This is a genomic window from Variovorax sp. Soil_C_39, assembly GCF_057656815.1.
Genome location: NZ_JBDGJQ010000001.1, coordinates 437,840 through 454,337 on the forward strand (window position 1 = coordinate 437,840; position 16,498 = coordinate 454,337).

Annotated in this window: 17 protein-coding genes; 9 read left to right on the forward strand and 8 right to left on the reverse strand. The window is 69.7% G+C overall.

From position 1 onward, the window contains the following. Window positions 1-53 precede the first annotated feature (53 nt). Window positions 54-605: an OmpA family protein gene (locus AC3A6J_RS02045; protein ID WP_487858226.1), complete on the reverse strand. Its 552-nt coding sequence runs from the start codon at window positions 603-605 to the stop codon at window positions 54-56. Window positions 606-737: 132 nt separating this feature from the next. On the opposite strand from AC3A6J_RS02045, the gene AC3A6J_RS02050 reads away from it, so the two are divergent. Beyond that, complete coding sequence (locus AC3A6J_RS02050) at window positions 738-1,478, forward strand: gamma-glutamylcyclotransferase (protein WP_487858227.1); 741 nt, start codon at window positions 738-740, stop codon at window positions 1,476-1,478. Continuing rightward, the gene (locus AC3A6J_RS02055; RefSeq protein ID WP_487858228.1) at window positions 1,475-2,017 is read left to right on the forward strand and encodes a superoxide dismutase family protein; all 543 of its coding nucleotides are present in this window, start codon (window positions 1,475-1,477) and stop codon (window positions 2,015-2,017) included. Before AC3A6J_RS02050 ends, AC3A6J_RS02055 begins: the two co-directional genes overlap by 4 nt. Window positions 2,018-2,044: 27 nt before the next feature. On the opposite strand, the gene AC3A6J_RS02060 is transcribed toward AC3A6J_RS02055, so the two are convergent. Next, the gene (locus tag AC3A6J_RS02060) at window positions 2,045-2,608 is read right to left on the reverse strand and encodes a nucleotidyltransferase family protein (RefSeq protein ID WP_487858229.1); all 564 of its coding nucleotides are present in this window, start codon (window positions 2,606-2,608) and stop codon (window positions 2,045-2,047) included. Window positions 2,609-2,643: 35 nt separating this feature from the next. Here AC3A6J_RS02060 and pdxH point away from each other — a divergent pair, with 35 nt between their 5' ends. Continuing rightward, a complete protein-coding gene (gene pdxH / locus AC3A6J_RS02065) occupies window positions 2,644-3,297 on the forward strand; it encodes a pyridoxamine 5'-phosphate oxidase (protein WP_487858230.1) in 654 nt (217 codons plus the stop codon). A gap of 6 nt (window positions 3,298-3,303) precedes the next feature. On the opposite strand, the gene AC3A6J_RS02070 is transcribed toward pdxH, so the two are convergent. Beyond that, complete coding sequence (locus tag AC3A6J_RS02070) at window positions 3,304-4,518, reverse strand: OmpA family protein (RefSeq protein WP_487858231.1); 1,215 nt, start codon at window positions 4,516-4,518, stop codon at window positions 3,304-3,306. 18 nt (window positions 4,519-4,536) lie between these two features. Here AC3A6J_RS02070 and AC3A6J_RS02075 point away from each other — a divergent pair, with 18 nt between their 5' ends. Then, on the forward strand, window positions 4,537-4,866 hold the full coding sequence (locus AC3A6J_RS02075) for a hypothetical protein (protein WP_487858232.1): 330 nt from the start codon (window positions 4,537-4,539) through the stop codon (window positions 4,864-4,866). Window positions 4,867-4,981: 115 nt separating this feature from the next. On the opposite strand, the gene AC3A6J_RS02080 is transcribed toward AC3A6J_RS02075, so the two are convergent. From AC3A6J_RS02080 to AC3A6J_RS02090, 3 genes are all read right to left on the reverse strand, one after another. Continuing rightward, window positions 4,982-5,941: an AEC family transporter gene (locus tag AC3A6J_RS02080; protein WP_487858233.1), complete on the reverse strand. Its 960-nt coding sequence runs from the start codon at window positions 5,939-5,941 to the stop codon at window positions 4,982-4,984. Window positions 5,942-5,966: 25 nt separating this feature from the next. Continuing rightward, window positions 5,967-8,063 carry a TonB-dependent receptor gene (locus tag AC3A6J_RS02085; RefSeq protein ID WP_487858234.1) on the reverse strand — a complete coding sequence of 699 codons (2,097 nt, stop codon included), beginning with the start codon at window positions 8,061-8,063 and terminating at the stop codon, window positions 5,967-5,969. A gap of 75 nt (window positions 8,064-8,138) precedes the next feature. After that, on the reverse strand, window positions 8,139-8,513 hold the full coding sequence (locus tag AC3A6J_RS02090) for a hypothetical protein (RefSeq protein WP_487858235.1): 375 nt from the start codon (window positions 8,511-8,513) through the stop codon (window positions 8,139-8,141). Between the two features lie 150 nt (window positions 8,514-8,663). Between AC3A6J_RS02090 and AC3A6J_RS02095 the strand changes: the two genes are divergently transcribed. From AC3A6J_RS02095 to AC3A6J_RS02110, 4 genes are read left to right on the forward strand one after another with little or no spacing between them, the layout of a single operon-like run. Beyond that, window positions 8,664-9,347 carry a TetR/AcrR family transcriptional regulator gene (locus AC3A6J_RS02095; protein ID WP_487858236.1) on the forward strand — a complete coding sequence of 228 codons (684 nt, stop codon included), beginning with the start codon at window positions 8,664-8,666 and terminating at the stop codon, window positions 9,345-9,347. A gap of 41 nt (window positions 9,348-9,388) precedes the next feature. Next, window positions 9,389-10,066 carry a protein-L-isoaspartate O-methyltransferase family protein gene (locus tag AC3A6J_RS02100; protein WP_487858237.1) on the forward strand — a complete coding sequence of 226 codons (678 nt, stop codon included), beginning with the start codon at window positions 9,389-9,391 and terminating at the stop codon, window positions 10,064-10,066. Between the two features lie 16 nt (window positions 10,067-10,082). Continuing rightward, a complete protein-coding gene (locus tag AC3A6J_RS02105; RefSeq protein ID WP_487858238.1) occupies window positions 10,083-10,424 on the forward strand; it encodes a rhodanese-like domain-containing protein in 342 nt (113 codons plus the stop codon). A gap of 25 nt (window positions 10,425-10,449) precedes the next feature. Beyond that, window positions 10,450-11,994: a TolC family outer membrane protein gene (locus AC3A6J_RS02110; RefSeq protein WP_487858239.1), complete on the forward strand. Its 1,545-nt coding sequence runs from the start codon at window positions 10,450-10,452 to the stop codon at window positions 11,992-11,994. A gap of 18 nt (window positions 11,995-12,012) precedes the next feature. Here AC3A6J_RS02110 and AC3A6J_RS02115 read toward each other — a convergent pair whose 3' ends face one another. Together AC3A6J_RS02115 and AC3A6J_RS02120 are read right to left on the reverse strand one after the other, a co-directional pair. Beyond that, window positions 12,013-13,395 (reverse strand): 3-deoxy-D-manno-octulosonic acid transferase, encoded by a 1,383-nt coding sequence (locus AC3A6J_RS02115; protein ID WP_487858240.1) that lies wholly within the window; start codon window positions 13,393-13,395, stop codon window positions 12,013-12,015. Between the two features lie 12 nt (window positions 13,396-13,407). Continuing rightward, entirely contained in the window at window positions 13,408-14,790 is a 1,383-nt protein-coding gene (locus tag AC3A6J_RS02120) for a phosphomannomutase/phosphoglucomutase (RefSeq protein WP_487858241.1), read from the reverse strand. A 110-nt stretch (window positions 14,791-14,900) separates the two neighbouring features. On the opposite strand from AC3A6J_RS02120, the gene AC3A6J_RS02125 reads away from it, so the two are divergent. Further along, on the forward strand, window positions 14,901-16,496 hold the full coding sequence (locus tag AC3A6J_RS02125; RefSeq protein WP_487858242.1) for a DNA-3-methyladenine glycosylase 2 family protein: 1,596 nt from the start codon (window positions 14,901-14,903) through the stop codon (window positions 16,494-16,496). Window positions 16,497-16,498: the final 2 nt, after the last annotated feature.

Here is a 16,498-nt window from a genome sequence, read left to right on the forward strand (position 1 = left end):
CCGGGTGCGCCCCCCAGTGGGGGGAGGCGCCGCAGGCGCTTCGGGGGGCGTCCTTAGTCCACCAGCTTGACTTCGACCCGGCGCGCTTCCGCGTCGTTGCCCGAGCCGGCCGTGACCGCCGGCCGCTGCAGGTCGATCTTGGCGGGCGGCACGCCCAGCCCCACGAGCACCTCGCGCACCATGTCGGCGCGCTGCTTGGCCAGCCGCTCGTTGAGCGCCGGATCGCCGGTCGTGTCGTGGAAGCCCGAGACCACCGCCTTGCGGCCGCTCTCCACGCCATGGATCACCGTGGCCAGGGCCTCGGCCGCACCGGGTGCGAGGTCGGCGCTGCCGGTGGCGAAATAGAAGTTCACGACGCCTTCGCCGACGCGGACGCTCGCGCCGTCGGGGACCACCACCGTGACGGTCTCGGTCACCTCGTTCACCGTGGTCGTGGTGGTCTCCGGCGGCTCAGCATCGCCCACCAACTCCACCGCGGGCCCTGCGGGCGCCGCGCGCTGGCCCTGCTGCCAGAACGCGATGCCCCCCACGAACAGGAGCACCAGCGCGATCAGGGCGACCAGAAATCCGAGTACGAAATTCTGCTGCGAGTCTTGGTCGCTCATGGGGGGACGATCTCCGTGTGAGAGGGGGGAAAGAGGCCGATGAATAATGGTGTCGTGAACCATGATCGTGAAATTGTAGGCGCCACCCCCCCGAATCCCGTGTCGGACCCGGGCCCGCCCGGACCGGATCCAATGCCCCGTCCGCTGCGCGATCCCGCGCCCCTGCTCGCGCAGGCCATCGCCGAGTGGGGCGGCCGCGACGACCTGTGGCTCTTCGGCTATGGCTCGTTGATCTGGCGCCCCGAGTTCGACTTCGTGGAGCGGCGCCCGGCCTGGGTGCACGGCTGGCACCGCGCGCTCAAGATGTGGAGCCGGGTCAACCGTGGCAGCGTGCAGGTGCCGGGCCTGGTCTTCGGGCTGCTCTCGGGCGGAAGCTGCCGCGGCATGGTGTTCCGCGTGCCTTCGTCGCAAGCCCTCGACACGCTGCGCAGGCTCTGGCTGCGCGAGATGCCCACGGGCGTGTACGACCCGCGATGGCTGCGGTGCAACACCCCCGAAGGCCCGGTGCGGGCGCTGGCGTTCACGCTCTCGCGGCGAAGCCCCAACTTCACCGGCGAACTCAGCGAAGACCGCTACCGCCACATCTTCACCCATGCGGTGGGCCGCTACGGCAGCTCGCTCGACTATGCGCGCCAGACGCTGATGGAGCTGACACGCCATTCGATCCACGATGCGGCGCTGGCGCGGCTGGTTGCGCTGGCGCAGGCCCAGGAGGCCCAGGCGCAGTCCGAGGCATCGGCCGATTGCGGGACGACGCCGCCTCCGGTATATGTTCCGGGGTCTCCGGACAAAAAGAACGAAGCTTCGCCCGGCGAATCTTCATTTCCTCCTTCTTCTGCACCCTCCTCCGGACCGTCCAAGGAACAACCATGAACCATCGTCTTTTCGTCGCCACCGGTACCGCACTCGTCGCCAGCGCCCTGCTTTCGGCCTGCGGCACCATGATGGGCGGCAAGCCGAGCGCCGCCGCCGAACTGATGCCCACCGCGGCGATCTCGCCCAACCCCACGCGCGGCACGGTGACCTTCACCGCGCTCGACCATGGCGTGCGCGTGGCCGGCGAAGTGCGCGGCCTGGCGCCGGGCAGCGAGCATGGCTTCCACATCCACGAAAAGGGCGACTGCGGCGACAACGGCAACGCCTCGGGCGGCCACTTCAACCCCGCAGGTGGCACGCACGGCAAGTTCGCCGCGGCGGGCAGCCATGCCGGCGAAATGCCGAGCCTCGTGGCCGATGCCAAGGGCGTGGCGCGCTTCAGCGTCGACAACCATGCGATCTCGCTGACCGAGGGCGCTCCGAACAACGTGGTGGGCCGTGCGCTCGTGGTGCACCGCGATCGCGACGACTTCACGAGCCAGCCGGCGGGCAACTCGGGCCCCCGCACCGCCTGCGCGGTGATCACGCGGCGCTGAGCGCCCCGGCGCCGCTTCCGGGCGGGGTTATGTCCTTTGGCGCCAGAGCGCCTCGGCGCGCGCCAGGGCTTCGGGTGTGTCGATGTCGGTCACGATGCCGGCATCGTCCACCTCGAGCTCGGCGACCGCGTCGACGGCGCGCATGGCCTTGAGCACCGATGCGGCACCCGACGGCCCCTGCAGCGCCGCGAGCTGCGCCCGACAGCCGGCACCGAAGCCCACCGGATGGCCGCGCTCGCCGCGGTAGTGCGGCTGCACCGCACGTACCGGGTCCGCGAGCGCGCCCGCCACTTTGCGCAGCGTCTCGGGCAGCACCAGCGGCAGGTCGCCCGGCAGGATGAGCCAGCCCGCCGCATCGGGCGTGGCCCGCACCGCGGCGGCGATCGAATCGCCCATGCCCGGGTGCCCCGCATCCTCGAGGTGCCAGGGCAGTCCGCTCGCGCGCACCGCATCGATCGTGCGCTGGAGCATCGGCCTGCCCGCGAGCGGCGCCTGGAGCTTGGAGCCCGTGCCGCCGGCCGCGATGAATCGCTCGCCGCGGCCCGAGGCCAGCACGATCACCGTCGGGGATGCTGCATTCGCCGTTGCCATGCGCCGAGTATCTCCGCATGCGCAACAATCCCGCCATGACCGCCCCACTCACCAACGAAAGCCTGGCCGCGCTGCGCAAGAGCTACGAGCGCGCCGAACTCGGCGAGACCCACAGCGACGGCGATCCGTCGAAGCAGTTCGAACGCTGGCTCGGCGAAGCCATCGATGCCCAGCTCCCGGAACCCAACGCCATGACGCTGTGCACCGTAGGCGGCGACCTGCGGCCATCGAGCCGCATCGTGCTCATCAAGGGTTTCGACGCGCGCGGCATCGTCTGGTACACCAACTACGAAAGCCGCAAGGGCCGCGAGCTCGCGGGCAACCCGTATGCGGCGCTGCAGTTCCACTGGGTCGAGCTGGAGCGCGTGGTGCGCATCGAGGGCCGGGTGGAGAAGGCAAGCGCCGAGGAAAGCGACGCCTACTTCGCGAGCCGGCCACTCGACTCGCGCATCGGTGCATGGGCCAGCCCGCAGAGCGAGGTCATCAGCGGTCGCGACGTGCTCGTGAAGAACGCCGCCGCGGCCGCCGCACGGCACCTGCTGTCGCCGCCGCGTCCGCCGCACTGGGGCGGCTACCGGCTCGTGCCCGATCGCTGGGAATTCTGGCAAGGCCGCAAGAGCCGCCTGCACGACCGGCTGCGCTACCGGCTGGAAGACGGTGCCTGGCTGCGCGAGCGACTCGCCCCGTAAGGTGGGTCAAGCCTCACATGAGGCAACCTTGAACTCCACGCGGCGGTCGAGCGCATCGCTCGCATCGTCGGCGCCGGTGCCCACGATGTTCTCGCGGAAGCCCATGCCCGACTCGCGCAGCTTTCTCGCGAGCGGCGGCGCCTCGCCCACGAGCCGGTTCCTCACGTAGACCGCACGCTGCAGCGACAGCCGCTCGTTCACCGCCTCGGAGCCGGTGCGGCTGGTGTGGCCGGCGACCACCACGCAGGTGTCGATCTGCGCCGCCTGGCGCGCAATCTGCCTCAGCCACATCGGGTAGGCCGAACTGATCTTCGGATCGGCCATGAAGTCGGTCGAGCCGGGCTTGAACAGAAACTTCACGCTCAGGTTGTTGGTCTCGAGCCCGAGCCGGGCCAGGGTGCCGAAGGTCTTCTCCGCATCGGCCGTGCGGCCGAGCTGGGCCTGCGTGAGATAGAGCCCGCTGTAGACGCGCAGCTGCTGCCCATCGGCACGACGCGATGCGGCCTCGTAGCGGCTCAGGGCTTCGCTCATGCGGCCGGCCTCGTAGGCGGCGGTGGCTTCCTGCAACACCGTCGAGGTCGGCAGCCGCTCGAGGTAGAGCGCATCGGCCGGCTGGCCAGGCTGCGTCTCGGCGGTGCGGATGTAGCCCTCCACGCCGCGGTCCTTCGGGTTCACGGGGCTGTCGCGGAAGAAGGCCGTGGGCCGCGTGTCGAGGCTCGCATCGCTGATGCGCGCCACCGACTGCGCGATCACCACGCCGCTCTTGATCTCGGTCAGCGCAAGGTTGAGCCGGTAGCGGCTGTCCGCGGCCTCCTTGTCGCGCACCAGCGTGCCGTTCAGCACGTATTGCGCACGCTCGATCTCGGCATTGTTGAACGGACTGACGGTGAACTGCTTGAACTGCGACTGCATGCGCTGCACGATGCGCTGCTCGGCCACGCGCGTGACCTCGGTCTGCTGGCCGCTCGCACCATCGAGCAGCGGGTCGATCACGATGCGGCGCTGCGTGACCGACGACTCGACCTTGGCCAGGAAGGCCGGCAGCTTCTGCGTCTGGACGATCAGATCGTCCACCGCCTGGTTCACGGCCTGGTCGAACGGCATGGCGCCGGTCGGTGCCGGCCGGTGCGCGCAGGCAGCGCCCAGCAGCACGGCAGCGGCAGCGAGCGCCCAGGCGCGCAGCGCCGAGCCGATCGTCGGTTGGGTCTTCATCATCAGCATTGGCTCCTCAAGATCTTCATGTCCTCGTCCGACAGCGGCTCGCCCACGGCCGCGCGCATGTTGATGTCGGTACAGCGCTTCGGGGGCGGCGCCTTCCTGGCGACCTCCAGCGAAGCCGGCGGCTGTTGCTTCGACTCAGCCGCGGGTTGCGGCCTCGTCCTGGACACCGGCCTGGCCGCGGGCGGCGCTTCGACCGAACTGACAGGCGGCGCCTTGATGGCGAGGCACGGCGTCCGGCACGGCTTGGTACCGGCCGCCGGGGCCGCCGCCGAGGGCACGGCACCGCACAGCGCCGTCACCATCGCGATCGGCGCCATGGCGAGAAACCGCGAAGACCGCGCCTGGTGAATCATCTGCGAGCGACTGTAAAGCGGCCGGCGCGCTGCGCCATCTCGCCAAATGGCCACCCTGCCGAACGGCATAGGCACCCATCACGTGCGCAAGAACGGCGGCTAGAAATGCCTCAGGGCAGCCAGTGCACCAGCGTCATCACGAGCGTGAGCGTGGCCAGGGCCAGCACGGTCGACATCGCCACACTCGCCGTAACGAGGTCTTCGGAAGTGCGGTAGCGCTGCGAGAACAGGAACACGTTGGCGCCAATCGGCAGCGCCGCCGCCACCACCATCACCGTGAGCGGGATGCCGCGCACGCCGAGCAACAGGCCGATGCCGGCCACCAGCAGCGGATGCAGCAGGTTCTTCACCAGCGCCTGCGCCATCGCACCGCGCCAGTGCCGGCCGATGGGCGTGAGCGCCACGGTGATGCCGACCATCACGAGCGCCACCGGACCGAAGGCCTGGCCGAGCAACTGGATCGGCTTGTCGATGGCCTCGGGCATGACCAGGCCGGTCTGCGCGAACAGCAGGCCCGCAATGATCGGGATCGGCACCGGATGGACGATGGCGTTGCGCAAAGCGCGCAGCACCGTGCGGGCCATCGCACGCTGCGGCTGCGCACCGCCGCCCGCGCCCGCCGCCTGCTCGCGTGCCACGGCGAGTTCGAGCACCACGGTCGCGCTCGTCAAGAGCACCAGCGAATGCAGCGAGATCAGCGTGAGCAGCACCACCATCCCCGGGCCGCCGTAGGCCAGGCCGACGAGCGGGATGCCGATCATCACGGTGTTGCTGTAGGTATTGGCCAGCGCGACGACCGCGGCCGAGCGGTTGAAGCCGCGCAGCGCGAGCGTGGCCGCGAACAGCAGGCCCGAGGCGATGAAGTACGCGGCCACCGGCTTGAGGCTCAGTTCTTCCACGCGCACCGTGCTCATCGCACGGAACAGCAGTGCCGGCGCGAGCAGCAGGAAGATCAGGTTGGACAGGTCCTTGACGGCCGCGCCGCCGATCCAGCGGCGCTTGCCGGCAAGGTAGCCGGCACCGATCAGCAGCACGACCGGCAGCAGCGAAGAAATGACGAAGGAATTCACCGGCCGAGGATAGCCGAGCCCCCCGTCAGAACATCGCGCGCAACCCGACCTTGAGCGAACGACCCGGCAGTGGCGCGTTCGGGTAGACGGTGGTGGTCAGAATCGACGTCGGGCTGTAGGCCAGCTTGTTGCCGATGTTGTCGATGCGCGCATACCAGGTGAGGTTCACGCGCTGCACCTTCATGCGGTAGGCGATCGATGCGTTCCACAGCGTGAAGGCATCCGTCTCGCGCGCACCCACGCCCGGCACGCGGCGCTGCGCCGCGTTGTAGTCGAAGCCGAAGCGCGCGCTCCACGGGCCGTTGCCGTAGGCCAGCGTGGCTCCCAGGCGCAACGGCGCGATGCGTGGCAGCGGCTCGCCGGTGTCGAGGTTGCGCGCACGCACGATGTCGCCGCGCCATTCGAGGTCGAGCGTGCCGGCATCGGCCATGCGCGCAAAACCGTCGGTGCCCAGCAGGCGCAGGTTGCCGCTCGCCTCGATGCCGGTGAAGCGCGCGCGCACGCTGTTGTAGCGGTATTCGGCCAGCGTGTCGGTCGCCTCCGGATCGGTCACCACCTCGCCTTCCTCGTCGAGCGTGCGGCCCGAGGCGGTCAGGCCGATGTAGTTGCGAAAGCGCGTGACGTACGCATTGACGCGCGCGGTGTTGGCGCCCGACTTCCATTGCGCGCCGACGTCGAAACCCGTCGAGCGCTCCTTGTCGAGCGCCGGGTTGCCGACCTCCCAGGCCACCGTGGCCAGGTGGGGGCCGTTGGCCAGCATCTCGTAGTCCTTCGGCGCCCGCTCGGTGTAGGCGAGGTTCGAGGTCAGCTGCCATTGCGGAGTCAGGTTCACCAGCGCACCAATGGCGGCGCTGTGCGGGTTGAAGCTGCGCTCGCCGATCGCGAAGCGCGTGACGGAGGGATCGTCGGGATAGCCGAACGACGCGACGCGAACGCGCTCGGTGCGCGCGCCGAAGCTCAGGCGGCCCCAGGAGGTGCCGAGTTCCTCGTGCAGGAACAGAGCATCGGAGCGCGTGCGGCTGTGCGGCGCGAAGGCTTCCGCGCCGTCCGCGGCGAAGCGGCTGCGTTCGCTGCTGAACCCGACCAGGCCCTCGAGGTTGCCGATCTTCTGGTGGCGCGCCTCGATGCGCAGGTCGTTGCCGACATTCGAGAACGTGGTGCCGGCCTCGCGGCCTTCGAACTCGGTGTGGCGGTAGTCGGTGTGGCTGAACTTGGCGCGCACGCTGCTGATGAAGCCGCCCGGGCGCCATTCGCCTTCGAGCGCATAGCGGTCGGACCTCATGCCGATGGTCACCTCGTCCTCGGCCACGGTGCCGTAGTTGCTGCGGTAGGTGCTGGCCGAGGCGCCGATCCAGCCCTGGTCGAAGAACAGCGTGCCGCCCAGGGCGCCGCCGTGCGCTTCGTTGGCCGAATTGCAGATCTTGCGCGCAAGCCCCGGGCGCCCGGGCTTGGCGCATTCGAGATCGATCGGCACCGAAACGTCCTTCGAATCGCGGTTGAATGCATCGACGTGCAGCGCGAAGCGGCCGTTGCCGCCCTCGAGCAGCACGCCGCCGTTCTTCTCCTTGTTGCCGCTCGAATAGCCCAGGTCGGCGCGGCCGCCGAACCCATCGATCGGCTCGGACGGAATGCGGTTGTCGATCGCGTTGACCACGCCGCCCACTGCGCTGCCGCCGTACTGCAGCGCCGACGGCCCGCGCAGCACCTCGATGCGCTCGGTGACCAGCGCGTCGACCGGCACCGCATGGTCGTAACTCAGCGCCGAGGCATCGAGCGCGCCGCCGCCGTTCTGCAGGATGCGGATGCGGTCGCCATCGAGCCCGCGGATGATCGGGCGACTCGCGTTCGGGCCGAAGTAGCTGCTGCTCACGCCGGGCAGCGTGTCGAGCGTCTGGCCGAGCGTCGACTCGGAGCGCATCAGCAGCCGATCGCCCGAGAGCGTGGCGGTGGGCGCGATCAGGTCGGTGGCGCCGAGCGGATTGCCGGTGACGGCGATCTCGGGCAGGCTCGGCGCCGCGGTGGCGTTGCCGGTGGAAGAGGCAGCAGTCTGGGCCATGGCGGCCAGCGACGCGAGCGAAAGGACGGCAGCGCCGATGGCGTTGCGACGGAAATTGGGAATCATGATGAACACTCGTTGAACCAGGGGGCGACCGGCCGCCGACCGCAGTGCGGGGGCAGCCGTCGAACACGGAGGGATTCAGCGAGCGGAAGGCGGGCCGCGTGCGTCGAACAGCGCGACCCAGCGCGCGAGTGCCTCGCCCTGCAGCCAGGCGAAGGTGGCCGAGGGCAGCAGCACGGGGAGCATCAACATCGGCACGCCGGGCACACCCGCGCCGTCCGACAACTGGTCGTAGAGCCGGCAATCGGCGTCCGAATGGTCCCCGAACAGCTTGGCAAGCCCATCGGATGCGTGCGCGCGGTCGTGGTGATGATGACCGTGATGGTCGAACTCCGCGTGCGCAGTGGCCGTTGCCACCGCGGCCTGTGCCAGCCCCGGCATGTGCAACGAGCGGTGCACCAGCCCGAGCGAACCCGCGAACCACAGCGCCACCACCAGCAGCACGGCGAGCATGCGCGCCGGCAAGGCCGGACGCCGAGGTGCAGGGCGAGCGAAGTACAAGGGAGGGAACCGGCAGGTGGAAAAAATCGGAACCCGATATTGTCGCGGGTTGACGGACCGGGCGCGGGTCACTACATTACTAACCCGCGAGTCATTAAAATCATGCCCAGTCCCCGCTCCCTTGCCGACAAGATCTGCCCGGTCCGCGCCAAGCGCGAGCGCCGCAAGGAGGCGCGTCCGGGCGAACTGCTCGCGGCGGCGCTCGACCTGTTCGTCGAGAAGGGTTTCGCGGCCACCCGCGCCGAGGAAGTCGCGGCACGCGCGGGGGTCTCCAAGGGCACCCTGTTCCTCTACTTCCCGAGCAAGGAAGAGCTCTTCAAGGCGGTGGTGGTCGAGAACCTCAGCGGCCGTTTTTCCGAATGGAACCTGGAGTTCGAGGCCTTCGAGGGCACGACCGCCGAAATGCTGCGTTATTGCATGCGCGTGTGGTGGGAGCGGGTCGGCATGACCAAGGCGTCGGGCCTGACCAAGCTCATGATGAGCGAAGGCGCCAATTTTCCCGAGCTGGCCGAGTTCTATCGCAACGAGGTGGTCCGCCCGGGCCACCAGCTGCTGCGGCGCATTCTTCAGCGCGGCATCGACAGCGGCGAGTTCGCACCGGTCGACGTCGACCACGCCATCTATGCGGTGGTGGCACCGATGGTGTTCCTGATGCTCTGGAAGCACTCCGCCATGGTCTGCGTCGACGGCGAAGTCGCACTCGACCCCGCAAAGTTCATCGAAACCCAGGCCGAGACCGTGCTCCACGGACTCGTGCGCCGGGCGGACCCTGGCCGGGCCACCTAAAATTGAAGGTTTGTCCTGAGCCCCACAAGGAAAAGCCTGCCATGAACCCCACCCCCGACCTCGAGCGCCTGCGCTTCAACATGATCGAACAGCAGATCCGGCCCTGGGATGTGCTGGACCTGGAGATCCTCGAGCTGCTCGCCGCAATCCAGCGCGAAGAGTACGTGCCGCCCGCGCACCGCGGACTGGCCTTCTTCGACATGGAGCTCCCGCTCGGCGACGGCAGCGTGCCGGGCCAGGTCATGCTCTCGCCCAAGGTCGAGGCCCGCATGCTGCAGGACCTGCATGTGCAGAAGCACGAGTCCGTGCTCGAGATCGGCACCGGCTCGGGCTTCATGGCCGCCCTGCTCGCGCAACGCGCGGCGCAGGTGCTCACGCTCGAGATCGACCCGGTGCTGGCCGCCCGCGCCGCCGAGACGCTGCGCCAGAACGGCGTTGCCAACGTCGAGGTGCGCAACGCCGACGGCGCAGTGCCGCTGCCGAGCGGCCCGAGCTTCGACGTGATCGTGCTCAGTGGTTCGGTCGCGCGCATTCCGCAGAACCTGCTAGGTTCGCTCAAGGTCGGCGGCCGCCTCGGCGCGATCGTGGGCGAAGAACCGATGATGCGTGCCCATTTCGTCACGCGCACCAGCGAGAGCAAGTGGGACACGGTCCAGCCCTGGGACACCGTGGCGCCGCGCCTGCTCAATTTCCCCGAGCCCTCGCGGTTCTCGTTCTGAACCGGCAGGCCATCCGATGATCGATCAAGTCCGCCCCGCCGAGCTGGCCGCCTGGTTCGCGCAGAACCCCGACGCGCCGCCGGTGCTGCTCGACGTGCGTGAGCCCTGGGAGCTGCAGACCGCGAGCGTCGCGCCGCAGCAGGGCTTCACGCTCGTCGCCATTCCGATGAACGAGATCCCCGCACGGGTCTCCGAGCTCGACCCGGGCCAGCGCATCGCCTGCCTCTGCCACCACGGCGCGCGCAGCCAGCGCGTGGCCGCGTTCCTGAGCCAGAACGGCTTTGCAGCACTCGCCAACGTGGCGGGCGGCATCGACGCCTGGTCGGCGCAGCACGACCCGTCGGTGCCACGCTACTGATCGACATTTTCTTCAAGGACGTTCAATGCCCGCCAGGCCCAGGCTCCTGCCTCTTTCCGCAGCACTCGCAACGCTCTTTGCCACGCTGCTCGCACTGCCGGCCCAGGGCCAGACACTGAACGAACTCTACGCATCCGCGCGCGGCTTCGACGCCTCGTACCAGGGCGCCCGCGCACAGTACGAAGCCAATCTCGCGCGCGCCGCGCAGGCCAGGGCCGGCATCCTTCCGGCCGTCGGGCTCACGGCCGGCGTGAACCGCAGCAACATCGACATCGACACGCTCACCGGTGCCGGCCGCGGCAACACCACGCCGCGCGACTTCAGCACGCAGAACATCGGCATCAATGCGACGCAGCCACTCTACCGCCCCGCCGCCTGGGCCACCTACGAGCAGGGCAAGCGCCAGGCCGAGATTGCAGAGGCGGTGTTCACGCAGGCCGAGCAGGACCTGATCGTTCGCGTGAGCCAGGCCTACTTCGACGTGCTCGCGAGCCAGGACAGCCTCGCGCTGGTGCGGGCGCAGAAAACGGCCGTGGCCGAACAGCTCGCATCGGCGAAGCGCAACTTCGAGGTCGGCACCTCGACCATTACCGACACGCGCGAGGCACAGGCGCGCTACGACCTCGTCATCGCGCAGGAGATCGCGGCCGAGAACGACCTGCAGGTGAAGAAGGTGGTGCTCGACCAGCTCGTCGGCCGCCCGGGCAGCGTGCCGGTGCCGCTTGCGCAGCCCGTGGCGTTGCCGACGGCCACGCCGGCCAATATCGAGGCCTGGGTGGCGCAGGCTGAAGCGGCGCACCCCGCCATCCGCCAGGCGCAGCTCGGCGTGGACGTGGCGGGGCTGGAAACCGAGAAGGCCAAGGCGGGCCACAAGCCCACGCTGGATGCGAACCTCGGCTACAACATCACGCGCAACCCCGACGGTACCAGCACCAGCACCGTGGGCACGCGCATCAATGCCGCCACGGTGGGCGTGGTGTTCAACCTGCCGCTGTTCGCGGGCTTCGCCACCGAGAACCGCGTCAAGGAAACGCTCGCGCTCGAAGACCAGTCGCGCAGCGTGCTCGAGGGCACGCGCCGCAGCGTGGCTCAGGCCACGCGCGCGGCCTATCTCGGGCTCGTGTCGGGGGCCGGACAGGTGAAGGCGCTCGAGGCGGCCGAGGCCTCGAGCCAGAGCGCGCTCGATGCCAATCGGCTGGGCTACCAGGTGGGCGTGCGCATCAACATCGATGTGCTCAATTCACAGAGCCAGCTGTTCCAGACCAAACGCGACCTGGCCCAGGCGCGCTACAACGTGCTGCTGGGGCACCTGCAGCTGCGACAGGCCAATGGCACGTTGACGGTCGGCGACCTCGACGCGATCAATGCCACGCTGGCAACGAACGGCAGCACGTCCGCGGCGCCGTCTTCACTTGGTGAACGGCCACCGACCACTGCGCCCTCGTCGCCGGTCGCGCCGCCGCGCGTTCCGGTGGTGCCGCCGGTGCCGGTGCAGCCCTTCAATCCGCCGCCGCCCGCCATGCCGACGGCACCGCCGCCGCCGGTGATCCTGAATCCGCCGGTGCGCTGATACGCCGGCACCGGCGCATCAGTCGAGCGTCGGCTCCGCGCGCTCGGACTCGCCGTCGATCGGTGCGTCGGCGCCTGCCGCCGGGTCGGCCGCCTGCGCGATGGCCAGCACCGCCGCAGCCGTGCGCTCGGCGGCGCCGCGGTTGGCCGACGAGAAACCCAGCGCCGCTTCGGCCATGGTGGCCCGGCGCTCAGGGTTCTCGACCAACTTGAGCGCGGCGGTCACCGCCTGCTCCATTCCCTCGACGCGCAGCGAGGCGCCAGCTGCAAGCGACAGCTCGGCCGCCTCGGCAAAGTTGAAAGTCGAGGGCCCCATGACCACGGGGCAGCCGCAGGCCGCCGCCTCGATCAGGTTCTGGCCGCCGAGCGGCTCGAAGCTGCCGCCGAGCAGAGCGACATCGGCCAGGCCGTAGTAGAGCGCCATCTCGCCGAGCGAGTCACCGAGCCAGATCTCCCCATCGACCGGCGCGCCCGCCGCACTGCGGCGTGCCACCGCGAAGCCCTGCGCCTCGATCAGCGCGGCGACTTCGTCGAAGCGCTGCGGATGGCGCGGCACGATCATCCATTGCACCTCGTGCACGCGCCGCGCGATGGAACGGACGGCGCCCTGCTCGGGCGGCACGGGTTCGGTGGCGCCGAAGCGCTTGAGCATCTCGAGCAACATGCGTTCCTCGCCATCGCGCGAGCTCGCGAGCATCACCATCGGCTTGGGCAGGTGCTCGCGCAGCTTGACGGCCGTGGCGAGCTGGCGCGCATCGGGCGCGGCATCGAACTTGAGGTTGCCGTAGATGCCGGCCACCTTGGCGCCCAGTGAAACCAGCCGGTGCGCATCGGCCTCGGTCTGTGCCCACACGGCCGCCAGCGCCGAGTATGCAGGCCGCGCGAGCCACGAGAGGCGTTCGGCGGCGGCCAGCGATTTCTCGTTGAGGCGCGCATTGGCCAGCACCAGCGGGATGCGCCGCGCCTTGCAGGCGGCGGCCATCACGGGCCAGACCTCGGTCTCCATCAGCACGCCGATGCGCGGCTGAAAGCGGTCGAGGAAGCGCGCAACGGCACCCGGTGTGTCCCACGGCTGCCAGACCTGCGTGTCGCCGGGCTCGAGCAGCTTGGCGCCCTCTTCGCGGCCGGTAGCGGTGCCGTGCGTGAGCAGGATCGGAATGCCGGGATACTGCCGCCGCAATTCCGCAATCAGGATCGCGGCCGCGCGCGTTTCGCCCAACGATACGGCATGCACCCAGCACTGGGCCTCGCCGGTGACCGCCTCGTCATAGTGGCCGAAGCGCTCCTCCACGGCGACGGCATAGCCGGGCTCGGCCACCGCACGCCGCCGCAGCTTGCGGCGAACCAGCGGTTGCACAGCAGTGGTGAAAAGGCCGTAGAGGCGCAGCGCCAACGAACGCACGGTCTGTCCGGCCTAATGCGACGCTTCGGCGAGCGTCGCGTCGGCCTTCACGGTCCTGAGGAGCGCGAGCATCTCGTCGCGGATGCGGTCGAGCGCCGCGTCGGTCTGGCCCTCGAAGCGCAGCACCAGCACCGGCGTGGTGTTGGAGGCGCGGATCAGGCCGAAGCCGTCGGGCCAGTCGACGCGCAGGCCGTCGATCGTGGAGACCACCGCGGGCGCCGCGAAACTGGCGATGTCCACCAGCTTCTCGACCACCGCATGCGGCTCGCCTTCGGCGCACTTCACGTTGAGTTCGGGCGTCGAGAAGCTGGTGGGCAGTGCATTGAGCGCATCGCTCGCGTTCGGCGTCTTGCTGAGAATCTCGAGCAGCCGGCAGCCCGCGTAGGTGCCGTCGTCGAAGCCGAACCAGCGTTCCTTGAAGAAGATGTGGCCGCTCATCTCGCCGCCGAGCGGCGAATCGATTTCCTTCATCTTGGCCTTGATCAGCGAGTGGCCGGTCTTGTAGATCATCGGCTTGCCGCCGGCGGCCTCGATGGCCGGACCGAGGCGTTGCGAGCACTTCACGTCGTAGATGATGGTGCCGCCCGGCACGCGCGACAGCACGTCTTGCGCGAAGAGCTGCATCTGGCGGTCGGGGAAGATGTTCTGGCCGTCCTTGGTGACGATACCAAGGCGGTCGCCGTCGCCGTCGAAGGCCAGGCCCAGCTCGGCGTCGCCTGCGGCCAGTGCGGCCATCAGGTCCTTGAGGTTCTCGGGCTTGCTCGGATCGGGATGGTGGTTGGGGAAGTCGCCGTCGACCTCGCTGAAGAGTTCGGTCACTTCGCAACCGATGGCGCGGAAGATGGCGGGCGCCGACGCGCCGGCGATGCCGTTGCCCGAGTCGACCACGATCTTGAGCGGGCGTGCGAGCCGGATATCGCCCACGATGCGCGCGGTGTAGGCCTCGGTCACGTCGACCTTGCGCACGCTGCCGCCGGGCGCGAGCTTCGCGCTGCCGTCTTCGATGACCTTGCGCAGGCCCTGGATCTCGTCGCCGTAGATGGCGCGCCCTGCGAGCACCATCTTGAAGCCGTTGTAGTCCTTGGGGTTGTGGCTGCCCGTCACCTGGATGCCGCTGCGGCAGAGCGTGTGGGCCGCGAAATAGAGCATGGGCGTGGTCACTGCGCCGACGTCGATCACTTCGACGCCCGTGGCCACCAGCCCCTTGATCAGTGCTTCGCACAGCGCCGGCCCCGAAAGGCGGCCATCGCGGCCCACGGCCACGGCCGTTTCGCCGGCGGCGCGGGCGGCGCTGCCGAAGGCCCGACCGAGCGCTTCCGCGACCTCGGCGTCGAGCGTGACCGGCACCACGCCCCGGATGTCGTAGGCCTTGAAGATCGACGCACTGAGTTGCATGAAGAGACGGTCCTGTCGGTTTGGAAGACCGGCCATTGTAGGCAAGCGCTTCCGCACCCAGATGTCCGAAAACGGCCAGTTGAAACCAGTCGAAACCATATCATCCGTTCATGCCCCACCTTCCTGCATCCGCCGACACGCTCGAGAGCGACGCCTGCTACCTCGCGATGAAGACGCACGATGCGCGCTTCGACGGCCGCTTCTTCACCGCCGTGACCTCCACCGGCATCTACTGCCGGCCGGTGTGCCGCGTGAAGCTGCCGCGGCGCGAGAACTGCCGCTTCTTCCGTCACGCGGCCCAGGCCGAGGCCGAGGGCTTCCGCCCCTGCCTGCGCTGCCGGCCCGAACTCGCGCCCCGCGCGGCGAGCTGGTCGACCGAGGACGCCTCGCGCATCCTCGCGCTGCAGGCCGCGCGGCTTATCGACGAGCCCGACGCCTGGGCAGAAGAAGGCCCCGGCGCCGCGCAGATTGCCGCTCGGCTCGGCGTGAGCGACCGCCACCTGCGCCGCATCTTCGAGGTGCAGTTCGGCGTCTCGCCGCTGCAGTACCTCCAGACGCGCCGCCTGCTGGCCGCCAAGCAGCTGATTGCCGACACCCGGCTGCCGATGACGCAGGTGGCGCTGGCGAGCGGCTTCGCGAGCGTGCGTCGCTTCAATGCCGCGTTCCTCGCGCACTACGGGCTCAACCCGAGCGCGCTGCGGCGAGCCGGCGGCGCCGAGAGCGGCGAGGGCCAGGCCATCGAGGTGCGGCTGGGCTATCGCCCGCCCTACGACGTGCACGCGATGCTCGGCTTCTTCGCGCGGCGTGCGCTGCGCGGCGTCGAGGCCGCCACGACCGTCGACGGCAAGGCGCCCGCCAAGGGCGCCGACACGCCGGCGTTCGTGCGGCTCGCGCGCACCCTGCGCGTGCAGCACGGCACGCGCTCGCACGCGGGCTGGCTGCAGCTGCGCTTCGACACCGAGCGTGAGCAGATGCTGCTGTCGGTCAGCGAGTCGCTCGCCGCGGTGCTGCCGATCGTCATCAGCCGCGCGCGTGCGATGTTCGACCTCGATGCCGAGCCGATGGCGATCAACGCCACGCTGCACGGCGCTTTTCCGCACGGCGACGGCTTGCGCGTGCCCGGCACGCTCGACGGCTTCGAACTCGCGGTGCGCGCGGTGCTCGGCCAGCAGGTCACGGTGGCCGCGGCGCGCACGCTCGGCTCGCGGCTGGTCGAGGCCTTCGGCGAACCGCTGGCAACGCCGATCGAGGGCCTCGACCGGCTGTTCCCCACGCCCGCCGCGCTGGCGGCCGCGAGCGGCGATGCGCTCGGCCAGCTCGGCATCGTGCGGCAACGCCAGGCGGCGCTGCAGGCCATCGCGCGCGAAGTGGCCGCGGGCCGGCTCGCGCTGCATGCAGGCGCCGACGTGCCGTCGACCATCGCCGCGCTGCAGGCGCTTCCCGGCATCGGCGACTGGACTGCGCAGTACATCGCGATGCGCGCGCTGCGCTGGCCCGACGCGTTCCCGGCCGGCGACATCGCGCTGCAGAAGGCGCTCGGCGTGGGTACCGCGCGCGCCGCGAGCGAGGCTTCGCAGGCATGGCGGCCCTGGCGCAGCTATGCGGTGCTGCGCGCCTGGCATGCGCCAACGCCAGCCGCGCCGCCTTCGGCCGGCGCCGCAGTTTCCTTCGACAGCCAACCCTCAACGGCAGGCCCCGCAGCCTGAAA